13 protein-coding genes and 1 pseudogene are annotated in these 16,346 nt (G+C 71.7%); 6 read left to right on the forward strand and 8 right to left on the reverse strand.

What is annotated here, in order from left to right; genetic code table 11:
• From C1J01_RS35550 to C1J01_RS35560, 3 genes are all read left to right on the forward strand, one after another.
• The coding region (locus tag C1J01_RS35550; protein ID WP_220040261.1) for an alpha-mannosidase at positions 1-2,495 on the forward strand (2,495 nt) is incomplete at its 5' end.
• Positions 2,492-4,360 carry a hypothetical protein gene (locus C1J01_RS35555; RefSeq protein ID WP_111183358.1) on the forward strand — a complete coding sequence of 623 codons (1,869 nt, stop codon included), beginning with the start codon at positions 2,492-2,494 and terminating at the stop codon, positions 4,358-4,360. The genes C1J01_RS35550 and C1J01_RS35555, both read left to right, overlap by 4 nt.
• A 56-nt stretch (positions 4,361-4,416) precedes the next feature.
• Positions 4,417-5,127, forward strand: coding sequence for a DUF6882 domain-containing protein (locus C1J01_RS35560; protein WP_111183359.1), 711 nt, complete (start codon positions 4,417-4,419; stop codon positions 5,125-5,127).
• Positions 5,128-5,163: 36 nt separating this feature from the next.
• On the opposite strand, the gene C1J01_RS35565 is transcribed toward C1J01_RS35560, so the two are convergent.
• The 7 genes from C1J01_RS35565 to C1J01_RS35595 all read right to left on the reverse strand — a co-directional run bounded on the left by C1J01_RS35565 (position 5,164) and on the right by C1J01_RS35595 (position 12,719).
• Positions 5,164-5,751, reverse strand: a complete 588-nt coding sequence (locus tag C1J01_RS35565) for a GTP-binding protein (RefSeq protein WP_111183360.1) — start codon at positions 5,749-5,751, stop codon at positions 5,164-5,166.
• On the reverse strand, positions 5,732-6,106 hold the full coding sequence (locus C1J01_RS35570; RefSeq protein WP_111183361.1) for a DUF742 domain-containing protein: 375 nt from the start codon (positions 6,104-6,106) through the stop codon (positions 5,732-5,734). Before C1J01_RS35570 ends, C1J01_RS35565 begins: the two co-directional genes overlap by 20 nt.
• Positions 6,103-6,528, reverse strand: a complete 426-nt coding sequence (locus C1J01_RS35575) for a roadblock/LC7 domain-containing protein (protein WP_111183362.1) — start codon at positions 6,526-6,528, stop codon at positions 6,103-6,105. The genes C1J01_RS35570 and C1J01_RS35575 overlap by 4 nt, the downstream gene beginning before the upstream one ends.
• Positions 6,525-8,897 carry a sensor histidine kinase gene (locus C1J01_RS35580; protein WP_111183370.1) on the reverse strand — a complete coding sequence of 791 codons (2,373 nt, stop codon included), beginning with the start codon at positions 8,895-8,897 and terminating at the stop codon, positions 6,525-6,527. The genes C1J01_RS35575 and C1J01_RS35580 overlap by 4 nt, the downstream gene beginning before the upstream one ends.
• A gap of 158 nt (positions 8,898-9,055) precedes the next feature.
• Positions 9,056-10,558, reverse strand: a complete 1,503-nt coding sequence (locus tag C1J01_RS35585) for a prenyltransferase/squalene oxidase repeat-containing protein (protein WP_235854881.1) — start codon at positions 10,556-10,558, stop codon at positions 9,056-9,058.
• A complete protein-coding gene (locus C1J01_RS35590; RefSeq protein ID WP_111183363.1) occupies positions 10,555-11,388 on the reverse strand; it encodes a terpene synthase family protein in 834 nt (277 codons plus the stop codon). The genes C1J01_RS35585 and C1J01_RS35590 overlap by 4 nt, the downstream gene beginning before the upstream one ends.
• On the reverse strand, positions 11,385-12,719 hold the full coding sequence (locus tag C1J01_RS35595; protein ID WP_146615840.1) for a cytochrome P450: 1,335 nt from the start codon (positions 12,717-12,719) through the stop codon (positions 11,385-11,387). Before C1J01_RS35595 ends, C1J01_RS35590 begins: the two co-directional genes overlap by 4 nt.
• 130 nt (positions 12,720-12,849) lie before the next feature.
• Between C1J01_RS35595 and C1J01_RS35600 the strand changes: the two genes are divergently transcribed.
• Both C1J01_RS35600 and C1J01_RS35605 read left to right on the forward strand, forming a co-directional pair.
• The gene (locus C1J01_RS35600) at positions 12,850-13,860 is read left to right on the forward strand and encodes a polyprenyl synthetase family protein (protein ID WP_235854882.1); all 1,011 of its coding nucleotides are present in this window, start codon (positions 12,850-12,852) and stop codon (positions 13,858-13,860) included.
• Positions 13,861-13,901: 41 nt separating this feature from the next.
• A complete protein-coding gene (locus C1J01_RS35605; protein WP_111183366.1) occupies positions 13,902-14,831 on the forward strand; it encodes an aldo/keto reductase in 930 nt (309 codons plus the stop codon).
• A gap of 598 nt (positions 14,832-15,429) precedes the next feature.
• Here the strand turns inward: C1J01_RS35605 and C1J01_RS35610 are convergent.
• Positions 15,430-15,762 (reverse strand): annotated as a pseudogene (locus C1J01_RS35610) (STAS domain-containing protein); the annotation flags it as partial.
• Positions 15,763-15,888: 126 nt separating this feature from the next.
• Here C1J01_RS35610 and C1J01_RS35615 point away from each other — a divergent pair.
• Positions 15,889-16,323 (forward strand): helix-turn-helix domain-containing protein, encoded by a 435-nt coding sequence (locus C1J01_RS35615; RefSeq protein ID WP_111183368.1) that lies wholly within the window; start codon positions 15,889-15,891, stop codon positions 16,321-16,323.
• The last annotated feature ends 23 nt before the right edge of the window (positions 16,324-16,346 follow it).

Raw genomic sequence — 16,346 nt, forward strand, 5'->3', positions numbered from 1 at the left:
GCCCGGTGGCCACCCCCGACCGCACCCTCCACATGATCGGCAACGCCCACCTCGACCCGGTGTGGTTGTGGCCGTGGCAGGAGGGCTACCAGGAGGCGCGGGCCACGTTCTGGTCCGCGATCCACCGCATGGACGAGTACCCCGACTTCGTCTTCACCTGCGACCAGGTCGTCCTGCTGTCGTGGGTGGAGGAGTCCGACCCCGAGCTGTTCGCCCGGATCAGGGAGAAGGTCGCCGAGGGCCGCTGGGTCATGGTCGGCGGCTGGTGGGTGGAGCCCGACTGCAACATGCCCTCGGGGGAGTCGTTCGCCCGCCAGGGCCTGTACGGCCAGCGCTACCTGAAGGAAAGGTTCGGCGTCACCGCGACGGTCGGCATGAACGTCGACCCGTTCGGCCACAACGCCATGCTGCCGGCGATCCTGCGCGGCCAGGGCATGGACTCCTACTGCTTCCTGCGCCCGGGACCGCACGAGAGCGAGCTGCCCGGCACGCTGTTCTGGTGGGAGGCGCCCGACGGCAGCCGCGTGCTGGCGTACCGGATCCCGTTCGAGTACTGCAGCCCGCCCGGCGAGGTCGCCGGGCAGACCGAGAAGGCGCTCGGCCAGCTCGACCGCTCCCTCGGCGACCTGATGGTCTTCTACGGCGTCGGCAACCACGGCGGCGGCCCCACCAAGGCCAACATCGACTCGATCCACCGCTACGACCAGATGGGCACGTTCGGCGAGCTGACGATGTCCTCGCCCCGGCGCTACTTCGACGAGATCACCAAGCGGCTCGGCGAGCAGGGCCTGGCCGAGCTCGCGGTCTGGCGCGACGACCTGCAGCACCACGCGGCCGGCTGCTACTCCGCCCACTCGGGCATCAAGGTGTGGCAGCGCCGGGCGCAGGCGGCGGTGTTGTCGGCCGAGCGCTGGGCCGCGATCGCCGGCCACGACGCCCGCGCCGACCTGGAGCGCGCCTGGAAGCAGGTGTTGTTCAACCAGTTCCACGACGTGCTGCCCGGCTCGGCCATCGAGCCCGCCTACGACGACGCCCGCGACCAGCTCGGCGAGGCGGTGGCCATCTCCAAGCGGATCATCACCAGGGCGCACAACGTGATCGCCCGCGACGTCCGCGTCCCGCAGGAGGACGGCACCCAGCCGGTGATCGTCTTCAACCCCCACCCGTGGCCGGTCTCCACCCGGGTCGAGATGCAGTACGGCCTGGCCCCGAACGGCGTGCACGTGGTGGACGCCGACGGCGCCGACGTGCCGTGCCAGCGCACCCAGTCGGTCGCCACCACCGACGACAAGGGGCGCGGCGCCACCGTCTTCCAGGCCGACCTGCCCCCGCTGGGCTATCGCCTCTACCGGCTGCGCCAGGGCCCCGCCGCGTACGCGCCCGGCACGCTGTCGGTCTCGCCGTACCACCTCGAGAACGACGTGCTGCGCCTGGAGATCGACCCGGTCACCGGCTGGCTGTCGAGCCTGCTCGACAGGCGCACCGGAGTCGACCTGGTGGCCGGCGCGGCCGGTGAGCACACCCAGATCTGCGAGGACCCCACCGACACGTGGGGTCACCGCGTGGTGTCCTACGACTGGCCCGGCGAGGCGATGACCACGACCGGCGTCGTCGTGCGCGAGCAGGGGCCGCTGCGCGCCCACGTCCGCGTCGAGCGCGCGTGGGGCCGCTCGACGATGGCCGAGGAGTTCATCCTCGGCGCGGGCGACGACGACGCGGTGGAGGTACGGGTCACGCTCGACTGGCGCGAGCAGGCCCACCTGATGAAGCTGCGCTTCCCTGTCGCCGTGCAGAGCCCGGTGGCCACGTACGAGATCCCGTTCGGGCATCTGACGCGGCCGATCGACGGGGCCGAGGAGCCGGCGCAGTCGTGGGTGGACCTGTCGGGCGTCGTCGGCGGCAGGCCCGCCGGCCTGGCCGTGGTGAACAACGCCAAGCACGGCTACGACGTCTCCCCGCCGAGCCCGGGCCGCTCGCACAGCATCGGCGTCACGGCCGTGCGCAGCCCGGTCTACTCCTGGCACGACCCGCGCCTGCTCGACCCCGACGGCTACTACTCCTACCAGGACCAGGGCACGCAGCGGTTCACGTACCTGCTGGTGCCGCACGCCGGCGACTGGCGGGCCGCCGCGCTCACCCGGCGGGCGGCACTGCTCGGCTCCCCGGTGCGCGCGATGCTGGAGAGCTTCCACGACGGGCAGCTGCCCCCGTCGCGCGGCTACCTCGACGACGGCGGCGGCCAGGTCATGGTCACCGCGGTCAAGCTGCACGAGGACGCGCCGGGCGACCTCGTGGTCCGCGCCGTGGAGACCACCGGGCGGGCCGCCCAGGCGACGCTGGACGTCCCGCTGGCCGGCGTCCGGCTCACGGCCGACTTCGGGCCCTGCCAGATCCGTACGTTCCGGATCCCGCTCGCCGACCCGCTGGCCGCTGTGGAGACGGACCTGGTGGAGCTGACCGTCCGCAAGGGCGCGTTCACGGTGGAGGCCTGGTGAGCACGCGGGTCGTCGTCACCGACCCCGACGACGGCGAGCTGGTCGTCGAGGTGCTGGGCGACGGGCCGTACAGCGTGGAGTGGGAGTGGGGCGAGCGGCTGGCCACCGGCCGGCGCGAGCTGCGGCTGCGGGTGCGCCACGACGGCGCCCGGCCGTCCGCCGGGACCGTGCGCGTCAGCAGGTCGGTGCCCGCCGCCGACCCGTGGTGGCTGATCCCGGGCCTGTTCTACGGCGAGAACCGGCCCGCGGACTGCGCCCGGGTCTTCCCCCGGTTCGAGACGGGCGCCGACCGGCCGCAGGACATGGTCTCCGGCCGCTGGGGCTTCCGCGCCGACCGGGCCGCCACGCCCGCCGTCCTCGTCTGGGGCGACCACGGCGGCGCCGGCCTGATCGCGGACGAGGAGTCGCCCCTCGGCACGACCGGCCTGGCCTTCGAGCACGACGCGGGACGGGCGACGATCGCGCTGCTCTTCCCGTACCGGGAGTACCCGGTGACCTACTACGGGTCGGCGCTCGCGCTGCCGCCGGGGGAGGCCGCGCACGTGTGGCAGCCGGGCGAGTCGCACGTCCTGACGCTCGCCACCTGCCCGCTGCCGGCCGACCGGCACGCGTACGCGCCGGTCCTGCGTGAGGACCGCGACCTGCGCCTGCCCGCGGCGCCGGTCGAGCCGTGGCAGGACGTGGCGGCGGCGGCCGACATCGCCGCCGAGGGCCTGTACCGCTGGCACTACGACCCCGACCCCGGCGTGCTGCTGGAGACGGTCGGCTTCGACCGGGAGGTGAGCGGCGCGGACGGCGAACGGGTGGACCGGCAGGCCATGCACGTCGGCTGGGTCAGCGGCATCCCGTGGGCGGCCGCCCTGCTGGAGCACGGGCTGCGCGCCGACCGGCCCGAGCACGTCGCCGCCGCCGAACGGGTGATCGACTTCATCTGCGGCAACCTGTCGCCGTCGGGCACGTTCTGGGGCACCTGGTACCGCACGTCGGGCTGGTCGCAGAGCTGGAGCCACGTCAAGGACGCCCTGCACGCGCGCACCCTCGGCGAGGCGACCCTGTTCCTGCTGCGCGCCCTGAGGCACCGGCCGAAGCCCGCCTGGGAGGCGGCGGCCCGCTCCAACATCGGCGCGATGCTCGCCCGCCAGCGCCCCGACGGCAACCTCGGCACCCTCCACCACGCCGCCACCGGCGAGGTGCTGTCGTGGTCGGGCGCCTCCGGCCTCACCTGGGTGGCCGCCCTCGCCGAGCAGGGCGACCCGGTCTGCCTTCGGGCCGCCGAGCGCGCGGGGGAGTACTACGCCTCGTTCGTGCACGACGAGTTCCTCTACGGCGCCCCCGAGGACGTCGACCTGGCGCCGACCTCGGAGGACGGGTACGCGGCCGTGATGGCGTACATGGCGCTGCACCGCCGGACCGGCGAGGAGCGCTGGCTCGACCTGGCGCGCCGCGCCGCCGACTGGACGCTCACCTTCCGCTACACCTACAACGTGCGCTTCGGGCCCCGCACCCCCCTCGGCGTGTACGGCTTCGCCACCCGCGGCGCCGACCAGGCCTCGCCGTCCAACCAGCACCTGCACGCGTACGGGCTGGTGTGCACCGCCGAGCTGATCGAGCTGTCGCAGGCGCTCGGCGACCCGTACTACGCCGAGCGGGCCCACGAGACGCTCGCCTGCTTCCGCCAGCTCCTCCCGGCGGCCGACGGCGACCTCAACGCCTACCGCGGCATGATCACCGAACGCTACTACCAGACGGACTGCTTCCAGCCCAAGGGCATGTACCTGACGTTGTCGCACGCCTGGAGCGCCGGCGTCCTCCTCCTGGCCTGCGAACACGTCCTCGCCCGCGTCCCGCTGACGAGACCCGGATAGTCCGACAATCATCGAAAAATCAGGTGATGAGATCAGTTAGGCCGTAATCTTCGGGGATGCACAACTCGCTCACCTTCGGGAACCTCCTGGACGACGCGGCGCTCTTCTCCCTGGAGCACCAGCTGCACCTGCAGGAGGTCCTCGGTGACCACAGCTGGCACGCGGACCTGCAGCAGCCGCTCTTCGGGTTCACCGGTGACCACACGATCACGTGCACCGGCTTCCACCTGCTCGGCAGCGCCGCCCCCGGCCCCGGCACCTGGCTGTGGGCGTGGGCGAACCCCTCAGGCTTCCCCGACGCGGTGGTCGCCGCCGCCACGGGGCTGCGCGACTTCGGTCACCAGCACGGCATCCCGGAGCTCGTCTCGCCGGAGGTGCCGTTCGCCGCGCTGCCCGGCTCCCCGACGCAGCCGCACCTCGCGGCCGGGCTGATCACGGAGGCGGCCAAGGCGGTGACCGGGATGTGGACGTCGTACCAGGGGGACGCGGGTGGCGGCACCCGCGCGGCGTTCCTGGTGGAGCACCCCGACTTCCGGCTGCCGGCGCCCGAGCCGACCCGCGTCATGAGCGTCGTCCAGCAGGGCCTCACCGGCCTGGCGCTGCACGACCGCCGGCGCGCCCTGCACAGCTACGCGACCCGGCGCGGGCTGGGCGCCGACTTCGCCCGCGACCAGGCGCGGCTGTCCGGGCCGGGGTTCGAGGCGCTGCTCGAGTTCGACCAGCTCGGCCGCCTCTCCAGCATCAAGGCCACGCTGTCCCGGCCGTAGCCCCTCCTCACGACGAGGAGGGGCCACGGAGCCGGCTCAGCTGCCGACGGGCTCGGCGCGCAGCCGGGCGGAGTGCTTGACCAGGGTGATCAGCACCTCCCGGCTGGAGTCGCGCTTGCGCGCGTCGCACATGACGATCGGGATCGACGGGTCGAGCTGCAGCGCCAGGCGCACCTCGTCCAGCTGGAACGTCGGCGAGCCGTCGAAGCAGTTGACCGCCACCACGAACGGCGTGCCGCGCCGCTCGAAGTAGTCGACCGACGGGAAGCAGTCGGCCAGCCGCCGGGTGTCGGCCAGGATGACCGCACCCAGCGAGCCCTCGGCCAGCTCGTCCCACACGAACCAGAAACGTTCCTGCCCGGGCGTGCCGAACAGGTACAGGACGTAGTCGTTGCCCAGGGTGATCCGGCCGAAGTCCATCGCCACGGTGGTGGTGCGTTTGGCCTCCACCGACGAGATGTCGTCCACGCCGATGCTCCGGTCCGTCAGCACCTCCTCGGTGCGCAGAGGCCGGGTCTCGGAGACCGCGCCGACCATCGTCGTCTTGCCCGCGCCGAACCCGCCGGCGATGAGAATCTTGATCGCCGTCGGCAGGCGCGGGCGCTCAGAGCGAGCGAAGGCCATCGAGCACCGCCCTGTACATCTTGATGTCGTGCATGTCCACCTCGGATCGTGGTTCCTGGGCAGAGACGAGTTCGCGGTCGAACAGGTCGCCGAGCAGCACCCGGACCGTGCCGGCCGGCAGGTCGAGGTACGCGGCGATCTCGGCCACGGACTTGGGTTCGCGGCAGAGCTGGAGGATCCGCAGATGCTCGGGGTCCAGCCCGGCGTCCGGCCCCGGCGGCGGGCCGACCGCCAGGGCCATGGAGATCAGGTCGAAGCGGCCGTGCGCGGGCTGGGTGCGGCCGCGGGTCACGACGTAGGGCCGGATGATCTCCGGATCGACCCAGTTCTCCTCCGTGGGCTCGTCGCCTCTCACCGGTCGCTCCTGGAGGCGGCCTCCGCGGCGGCGCTGCGGGCGCCGGAGGTGAGGTACTGGCCCACCCGCGCCACCAGCATCGCCATCTCGTACGCGACCAGCCCGATGTCGGCGTTCTGCGGGCACAGCACGGCCAGGCAGGCCCGCTCGCCGGCCGTGGTCACGATGAGGAACTGATGCTTCCACTCCACGACCGTCTGGCGGACGGATCCGCCGGAGATCTGGTCGGAGACGCCCTTGGCCAGGCTCTGCAACCCGGACGCGACGGCGGACAGGTGCTCGCCGTCGGTGCGGTGCAGACCGGCCGAGGAGGCCATCAGCAGGCCGTCGGACGACAGCACGATGGCGTGGTCGGCGTCCTTGACGCGTTCGACGAGGTCGTCGAGCAACCAGTTGAGGTCGGTGCCGGCAGGAGGCGTCATGCCTCACCTCCCGGCTGGTCGTCCATCATCTCGGCCGCACGCGACCGGCCGAGACGGGTGCCTGACTGGAGGGATCCCATCATCGCGCGGATCTCCTCCGGAGAGCGCTCGTCATCGTCCTCCTCGATGTCGGGCTGCGTGGGGTTCTCGTCACGCAGGGCTGGCGCCAGGTTGGCCTGGGGCACCCGCAGCGGGAGCCCCGAAGGGGTGAACTCGGCCACAGGCTGCTGCTCCGGGTCGGCCGGCGTCTCGGACGGGGCTGGGGGAGGGGCGGTCGTGGTCTCGGCCTCCTGACGCACGGGGTCGGTCACGGGTGCGGACGCGCCGGGCATGTCCGCGGGAAGGGGTCCGGGGCGCACCTGCCGCAGCGTGCGCACGTTGCCGGACGGCACCTGGCGGGTGGCCGTGGCGGCCGCCGCACCGGCCGCCGCTCCCGGCTGGCGGCGCGGCAGCCGCTCCCTGCCGTCGTCGTCCTGCGGCTCGGGCGACGGGTCGAGCTGCACGAGCTCCTGCGGCAGCAGCACCACGACGGTCGTGCCGCCGTACGGCGAGGCCTTCAGCACCACCTGGATGTCGTGGCGCCTGGCCAGCTGGCTGACGACGTAGAGGCCGAGACGCGCGGTGCCGGTGATGCGGAACTCGGGCGGGTCGGCGATGCGCGCGTTGGCCGCCTGCAGGTCCTCCGGCTTCATGCCGAGACCACGGTCCTCGATCTCGATCACGTAGCCGTTGGCCACGAGCTGGCCGCTGACCTGCACGTTCGTGTACGGAGGCGAGAACGACACGGCGTTCTCGATCAGCTCGGCCAGCAGGTGGATGACGTCGCCGACGGCGCGGCCGACGAGCACCACGTCGCCCATCGGCATCAGCGTCACGCGGGTGTAGTCCTCGACCTCGGCCAGCGCGCCGCGGACCACGTCCACCATGGGGACCGAGCGGCGCCACGTACGGGCGGGGGCGGAGCCGGACAGGACGATCAGGTTCTCCGCGTTGCGGCGCATGCGGATGGCCAGGTGGTCGAGCCGGAAGAGCTCCTTCAGCTCCTCGGGGTCGGTCTCGCGGCGCTCCATCACGTCCAGGACGGTGAGCTGCCGGTGCACCAGGCCCTGCGTCCGGCGCGCCAGGCTGAGCAGGATGTCGCGGATGCTGCGGCGCAGCTCCGCCTGCTCGGCCGCGACGCTGATCGCGGTGCGCTGCACGGTGTTGAACGCCTGGCCCACCTGGCCGATCTCGTCGTCACCGAAGTCCAGCGCGGGGGCCTCCTTGGCGACGTCGACCTCCTCGCCGTGACCGATGCGCTCGACCACGCTGGGCAGCCGCCGGTCGGACAGCTCGTGGGCCGCGTCGCGCAGCTTCCTGAGCTGGGCGAGCAGCTGGCGGCTCGTGGTGATCGACAGCACGATCGAGGCGACGACGGCGAACAGGCCCAGACCGCCGGCGAGGATCAGCCGGACGATGACGCCGACGGCGACGGGCGTGATGCGCTCCAGCAGCCGGTCACCACCGGCCAGCGTCACCGTCTGCATGGTGCTGAGCATGGGCTCGGCCGACCTGCGCCACTCCTCACCGGACACCGGCAGCTGATCGGTCGCCGGGTCGTGCCGGATGAGCTGCGTCTCCATGGCCTGCACCCGGGTCACGGGCGCGCTCTTGAGCCAGCCGTCGAAGTCGGCGCGGTCCTCGGCCGGCAGCTTCGGCAGCTGCTCGTTCAGCGTGTAGTCGAAGACGCCCGCGGCCTTGACGAACTCGGCGTGCTCGGCGGGCGTGAAGCCGCCCTTGGCGAAGACACCGGCGAGCAGCGCGTCCTCGCGGGCGAACATCTCCCGCGAGCGGTGGATGTCGTTCAGCGTCCGGCCGTCCTTGGCGACCTCCTTGTCGTCGAACTCGGCGACGGAGTCGTACATGCGGTAGAACGCGTCGATCAGGCCGTTGTAGCGGGCGGCGGCCTGTGAGAGGTCCGCCCTGCCCGCGTCGATCGCCTTCCGCGTCGCGGCGAGCTGGGTGAGCTGCGCCTTGACCTCCGACACACGCTGCAGCAGCACGTCGTCCATGGCGAACTCGGCCACCGTGCCGGAGGCGGACTCCTCGAACGTGGCGCGCAACCCGTCGGTCTTGGCTCGCTGGTCGCGCAGCGCCCGGTCCTCCTCGGAGGCTCCCGCGCCCAGGCGGGCAAGGGTCAGGCGGCGCTCGCGCTGCAGCTCGACCAGCAGCGGCTCGCTCGGGTCGATCACGCTGCCGTTGACCGTCGCGGCCCACAGCAGGTTGGCGCCCTCGCGCAGGGTGACCCAGGCGGCGAACGCCCAGAGGCAGGTGAGGGAGACGATGAGTGCCGTGATCTTCGCCCGGACACTGGCGTTACGGAAGCGCATCGAGCCCACCCACAGAGAAAACAGCGCGGTCAGCGTGCCATGTCAAGAGAAAGTAATGGGCATCCCAGGAATCTGACACTCGGGTCACCCTAGCAACGCCACATTACTCTCTCAACACGAAAGACCACAGTTAGACAGCTATGTCCTAGTTTTCGCTGTTAATTCCCCTGGATGTGGGGGCGCGTCACGTGGAGTGCGGACAGGACGGCGGCTCGCACAATTGCTGTCGGACTGTAAAGGTCCTTGTCATGCCACAAAGGTTCATAATCTGAAAAATCGCCCGAACGGGTGAGGAAGTGGTATCCGCCGGCCGCCGCCCGTACGGCCCGTTCGTCCGGCTCCGGCCCGCCGAGCAGCAGGGTCTGCAGCGCGTACGCCGTCTCCTCCGCCATCCCGGTCCACCGGCCCCACGAGCCGTCGGGCCGCTGCGTGGCCAGCACCCACTCCCGGGCCGCCAGCACCGCGCCCGCGTACTGCGGGCCGCCGAACTCGCCGAGCGCCAGCGCGCAGCTCAGCGTCGCGTAGTACGGCGAGGCGTGCCAGCGGTCGTTCCAGCTCCCGTCGGACTGCTGCCGCGCGGCCAGCCAGCGGGCCACCCGCGTCATCACCGGTTCGTACGTCGCCGCCGCCGCGGGCCGGGCCCGTACGTACTCGCCGATGGCGTCCAGCACATGAGCGTTCACACTGACCGAGGAGCCGTCCTCGCCCTGCCAGGTGGAGAAGTGCTCCCCGGAGTCGAACGTCAGCAGCGACGACGGCTCGCACGGCATCCCGAGCAGCGACAGCGCGTACAGCGCGACGCTCGTGGTGTCGGCGTCGGCGGGCAGCCCGGCGCCCGCCGGGGTGCCGTCCGGGCCGATCGCGGCCCGCAGGTCGGCGGCCATCTCCGCCGGCACCTCCACCGGCACGCCCGCCCTGACCAGCCAGCTCAGCACCCAGCCGCGCTCGAAGACGGTGATCGGCAGCCCGACGGGCACCGGGCCGCCGTAGCGGGTGGCCACCGCCTCCAGATGCCGCCGGGCGCTGGCGGCCGAGTCGTGCGGCGCCGGGCCCTCCAGCCAGGCGGCCGTGGCCGCGGGGGACGCGCCGACCGTGCCGATCGGGGTGGGGCCGACCGCGCCGGACCGGCCGGCGTCGCCCGCCACCTCCAGCACGTGCAGCACCTTCTGCGGCGGCTTGCCGCCCGACTCCAGCAGGCGCCTGACCTTGGTGAGCCGCGTGGTGTCCATGCCCGGCGGCAGCGGCAGCGGGTCGGCGCCGCCGCGTTCGTTGATGAGGGCGACCAGGTGCGGCACGATCAGCTCGATCGCCGGCGTGTCCGGCAGCTCGGGCGGGTCCCGTAACACCTCGCGCAGGGCGTCCAGCCCGGCCCGCGCGGCCGGCATCAGGACGGCGGGATCGCCGTCGCCGCGCTCGGCCGCGGTGAGCAGCGCCTCGGTGGCGCTCAGCGTGGGCACCAGGCCGTAGCCGTCGGGCGCGCCCCAGCCGCCGTCGCCGCGCTGCGCGTCCAGCAGGTACGCCACCCGCTCCCGCTGGCCCACCAGCCAGGGCGCCAGCGTGACGATCCGGCCGGTCTCGTAGACCGAGGGGGACACCTGGCCCCAGGGCTTGGCCATGAGCTCGGCGACGAGGCCGTTCGCCTGCTTGAAGAGATCGTTCACGACGCGGCCCAGAAGTCGGACAGGCCGTAGAAGCCGGCGCTGTAGTGGATCTGCCAGGTCAGGTACTCGGCGGCCCGAGGATGCTCCTGCCGTAACGGCTCGATCAGCCCGGCGGCCTCCTGGGCCAGCCCCGCCATGCGGTCGTTCACCTCGTCCAGTTCCCATCCCAGTGTGAAGACGTTGACGTCGCCGGATCCGGCCTCCCTGTGCCGGGTGGCGACGTCGTTGAGCAGCCGCAGGTAGCGCTGCACCGCGTCGCCCGCGGGACGCAGGCGGCGCAGCTCGTCGGGGGAGGCCACCACGCCGGTGCGGATCCAGTGCGAGACGCCGATGAACAGCGCGCCGCAGCTGTCGGCGTTGGCCAGGTACTCCTCGATCGCCGGCCCGCGCTCGGCCCGGCTCCACTCCCATTCGCGGGCCATGGCGCGCAGCAGGCGTTCCAGCTGGTCCCGCCAGGCCGCCTCCAGCGCCGGCGGGGCGGCCAGTTCGGCCCGCAGGTCGGCGGTGTAGGCCGCGAGCGGCGACGATCCGGGCTCGCCGTCCAGGCACTCGCCGATCACGGCGGCCACCTGCTCCCGGGAGTCCGCCTCCTCGTCGATCAGCCGGTCCACCGCGAACACCAGCAGCGAGGCGCGGTTGATCACCCGCAGCTCCTCCGGCGTGGACCACGGCGAGCCGAACGCGCCCGCCATCGCCAGCGAACCGTAGAGCCCGGCGTCGAACGACTTCTCCGGGAACAACCCGTCGTAGCGGGCCGCGACGCGCGCCAGGTCCCGGCCGCCGGCCACGGCGAGGGCGCACGTCCTGCCGGTCGCGAAAGGTCCGCTCATGCCGGGTCGAGGGTCATCGTGAGGTCCGCCGGGGGACGCAGCGACGAGGCCAGACGCGGCGTGACCTGGCCGTCGTGGTGCACGACCGGCCGGTACTTCCGCAGGATGCCGCCGATCAGCAGCGGCGCCTCCATCATGAACAGGTGCTGCCCGAGGCAGACGTGCGGTCCCGCGCCGAACGGCCAGTACGCGTACCGGTGCCGCTTGCCCTCACCGCCGGGCGCGAACCGCTCGGGGTCGAACTCCAGCGGCCGGTCCCAGAACCTCGGCAGCCGGTGCGTCAGGTAGGGGCTGAGCAGCACGGTCGAGCCGGCCTCGATCGTGACCCCGCCCACGACGTCGGTCTCGACCGCCTTGCGGGGCAGGATCCAGCCCGGCGGGTAGAGCCGCAGCAGCTCGTTGACGAACATCCTGAGGTAGACCAGGTCGGGCAGGTGACGGGTGCTGAGCGGCTCGTCGCCGACGACCCGCTCGATCTCCTCGTACACCTTCGCCGCGACCTCGGGATAGGCCTGGAGCACCGGCCAGGCCCAGGTCAGCGCGGTCGCCGAGGTCTCCGTCGAGGCGCCGTGCATGGCCACCAGGTCGTCCCTGATGCGCCGGTCGCCCTCCTCACCCGCGATGTCCTGGCGCGCCTTGACCAGCCGGGAGACGACGTCGTCGCCCTCCTGGTCCTCCGCCCTCGCCTGCCGGATGCGGGGGTAGACCACCTCGTCGATGGTCTTGATGGCCCGCTTGAACGCCTGGTCCCCCGGCATGGGGAACGGCTCGGGCACGAACGGCATCACGAGGCGGATGGCCTTGGCGGTGACGGCCACGTCGTAGGCGGGCACCAGCCGGTTGATGTCGGCCACCGAGATCTTCGCGCCGAAGAACAGCCGCACGATCGTCGGGTGGACGATCGCGGAGATCCCCTTGGCCACGTTGAACGGCCGCCCGGGGACGATCGTCTCGTCGATGAGCTCGTTGATGATCTCGGCCATGCGCTCGGCCAGCGAGTTCACGTACTTGGCGGTGAACAGCGGCTGTAAGATCCGCCGGCTCTCCGCCCAGCTCTCGCCGTCGGACAGGATGCCCTCGCCGAGCAGCGGCGCGAGCGGGTCCCAGAACATGCCCTCGCGAACGTAATTCGGCTGGTTGCGGGCCAGCACGTGCTGCACGTGGTCGGGGTGGGTCACCAGATACGGCCGGAACGGTCCCATCGTGAGCCGCACCAGCTCGCCGTTGGCCTCGATCCCCGCCTCTTCGAACGCGTTGACCGGGATGCGGGCGTGTCGTGTGAGTTTGCGGAGGAAGGGCAAGGTTCGAGTGGGTGCGGCGTCGATCGCCACGGTTGTTCCTCCATCGCCGACGTTGCCGGTCTTGCAAGCACGGACATTTACTGACAAATGTCAAGCATTGGGTGGAGTATCACATGCTCGTGCATGTAGATTCAAGATCGTACTCGGGTAGGAGCACCACGTGAATCTCAGCCATCCCTTAGACGGAGGCGCCGTCGAGCGCTGCCGCCGCCTCCTGGAGCCGGCTCTCCGCGAGGCTGTCTCCGCACTCCACCCGTGGGGCGCCAGGATGGCCGCGTTCGCGATGGGCTGGTCCGACGTCGACGGACGGCCCGCAGGCGGGGAGGGCGGCAAGAGCCTGCGGCCCACCATCGCCATGCTCAGCGCCGAGGCCGTCGGGGCCCCGGCGGAGTCCGCGCTGCCCGGGGCGGTCGCGGTGGAGCTGGTGCACGCGTTCTCGCTGGTGCACGACGACATCATCGACAACGACGAGCGGCGCAGGCACCGCGAGGCTTTGTGGAAGGCGTACGGCGTGGGGCCCGCGCTGCTCGCCGGGGACGGCCTGCTCGCGCTGGCCGTCAACCGCCTCGCCGGTCATCCCGAGGCGGCGCCCTACCTGGCGCAGGCCCTGGTCGGGCTGGTCGAGGGGCAGATGGCCGACATGGCCTTCGAGAGCCGTCCCTGGCACGGCGCCGGACGCGTGACCGTGGAGGAGTACACCGAGATGGCCGCGGGCAAGACGGGCGCGCTGCTGGGCGCGTCCGCGGCGACGGGCGTGGCCCTGGGCGGCGCTCCCGAGCTCGGCGACCGCATGTGGTCCGCCGGCCGGGACCTCGGGGTGGCGTTCCAGATCGTGGACGACATGCTCGGCATCTGGGGCGACCCGCACGTCACCGGCAAACCCGTCTACAGCGACCTGATGCGCGACAAGAAGACCCTGCCGGTGCTCGCGGCCCTCGAAGCGGGCGGTCCCGCCGCCCGCGAACTGTCCGGCATCCTGCGCGCGGGGGTCGGCGACGAGCACTCCGCCCGGCACGCCGCCGAACTGGTGGAGGCCGCGGGCGGCCGATCCGCCGCCCGGGCCGCGGCGGACCTGCACCTGCGCCGCGCGCTGGACGTCATCGACGCGTGCGTCCCGGACGCCGCCGAGCTGCGCGCCCTGTGCGACTCGCTGGTGAACCGTGTCACGTGACGTCGGACCGGCCCCATCTCGGGCGAGCCGATAATGGGACCATGAGATCACTGGGCGACACCGACCTCACCGTCTTCCCGGTGGCGCTCGGGACGAACGTCTTCGGCTGGACGGCCGACAAGGAGACGTCGTTCGCCGTTCTCGACGCCTACGTGGCGGGCGGCGGCAACCTCATCGACACGGCCGACTCCTACCCGGCCTGGGCCACCGGCGAGTCCACCTCCGAGCTCATCATCGGCGAGTGGCTGGCCTCCCGGCGCAAGCGCGACTCCGTCGTGATCGCGACCAAGGTCGGCAAGCTCAAGGGCATGGAGGGGCTGGCCCCGGCCACCATCCGCACGTCGGTGGAGAACTCCCTGCGGCGGCTGCGTACCGACCACATCGACCTCTACTGGGCGCACACGGACGACCGGGACACGCCGCTGGAGGACTCCCTGGCCGCGTTCGACGCCCTGGTCCGCGAGGGCAAGATCCGCTACATCGGCGCGTCCAACTACGATGCCGCGCGGCTCGCCGAGGCGCTCAAGGTCTCCGACGAGCACGGCCTGGCGCGTTACGTCGCGGTGCAGCAGGAGTACAACCTGGTGAGCCGCGCCTACGAGGGCGAGCTGCGCGACGTGGTGGCCCGTGAAGGACTGGGCAGCACACCGTACTTCGGCCTGGCCCGCGGCTTCCTGACCGGAAAGTACCGTCCGGGGGTGACCGTGGACAGCCCCCGGGCGAGCATCGCCGCCGAATACCTCCACACCGACCACGGACCCCGGACCCTGCAGGCCCTGGACCGGATCGCCCAGGAACGGCAGGTCGCACCGGCCGCGGTGGCACTGGCCTGGCTCGCCGCCCAGCCCACGATCACCGCCCCGCTCGCCGGCGCCCGCAACCCGCACCAACTCCACCCTCTCCTCACCGCCGCCACCCTGACCCTCACCAACGAAGAACTCACCCTCCTCACCAACGCCTCCCATCCCTGACCAGGCACCGGTTCACCAGCGACAACCGCAACGCCGAACCGTTCCCACGCCTGTCTGGAGCCCACCCTCGTGGAGCGAGCACTCCGCACGTGATCACGATCGGTGAGCAGCTTCGCCGGCCCGTCCACGCCTGTTCTGATAGGCGAGGAGTCGCATCTCCCGAGCGAGGTATCCCGTGGCTGATCGCGGACAGTGAGCAGCTTCGCCGCGCATTCCACCTCTCCTCCGCGACAGCCCCCTCGGCCTCCGATGGTCTCTCAGGCCGACGTGTCACCTGAGAGATCGACGTGTCGCCCTAGAGACCGACCGGCACCACGTAGTGGCCTGTCTCAAACCAGGATGTGGCGACGGCATAAATCCTCGTGCCACCCGTCCCTGACCCCAGACCACCCCTTCGCTGCGGAGGCCGCAACGTCCGCGCCCTTCGCACCTTGCCTACGAGCTCACCCTTCTGGAACGGGCGTTCTGCGCCTGATGGTGAGCGGTGAGCAGCCTCGCATGGAAACCTCGTGGGTCAGGCCAGGGTGTGGCGGCGGCACCATTCCTCGACGCCGCCCGCGTCACGCTCCACCGCCCGCGCCCAGTGCGGGTCGGTCGCGATCGCATCGGCGACCGACGCGTGGATCGGGAACACGGCCGTCAGGCCGGTGATCTTGAAGATCCGCATGACCCGGTCCGTGGTCATGACGAACTGGAGCGACCCCTCGACCGCGCGCAGCCGCTTGAGCCCGCCGACGAGCACCCCCAGCCCCGTCGAGTCGAGGAACTCCACCTCGCCCAGATCGGCGACGAGGTGGACGACGCCTTTGCCCGCGAGGTCGACGATCTGTTCACGCAACTTGGGTGCGGTGTAGACGTCGACCTCGCCGCCCACCTTGAGCACGGCGCAGTTGCCGACGGGCCCGATTACTTCCAGGACGATCCCTTGCATCGCATGCCTCACCATGTCATCGGCTACGTTGACGGGGAATTCTGGAGCATTACAGTAGGGCCAACGTCGGCGGTATGTCAATAGTACGCTTTCGGTGTCATTGCCTGGAATGACGGGAGTGGTCGGATGAGAGTGGAAGAAGCCGTCGGTCGGCAGATCGCGCGCCTGCGCGCGGAGCGCCGGATGTCGCTGACCGAGCTGGGCGAGGCACTCGGCCGCTACCTCGACAAGCCGTGGAGCCGCCAGGCCGTCCACCAGGCCGAACGCGGCCAGCGTTCGTTCACCGCCGCGGAGCTGACAGCCCTCGCCCTGGCCCTCGACACCTCGATCCCGGTCCTGTTCCGCGCCGATGACGACCGCATCGAACTACCCGCCGGCGCCGTCTCCCCAGAGGACTACCGCGGCATCCTGCTGAACCGCGAACCCGACATGCCACTGGACGGCGTAGAAGAGTTGATCATCGCCCTCCACGACATCGGCGAGGTCCTCTCCCGCCCCGCCCTGGCCCGCCTGGCCCGCATCGGCCGAGTAGCCGACCAGGTGGCCGGCCCCGAATCCTGACCCACCAACGGTCCCCATTCCAC

Origin of the sequence: Nonomuraea aridisoli (genome assembly GCF_003236395.1) — a bacterium.
GTDB classification, from domain to species: Bacteria; Actinomycetota; Actinomycetes; order Streptosporangiales; family Streptosporangiaceae; genus Nonomuraea; species Nonomuraea aridisoli.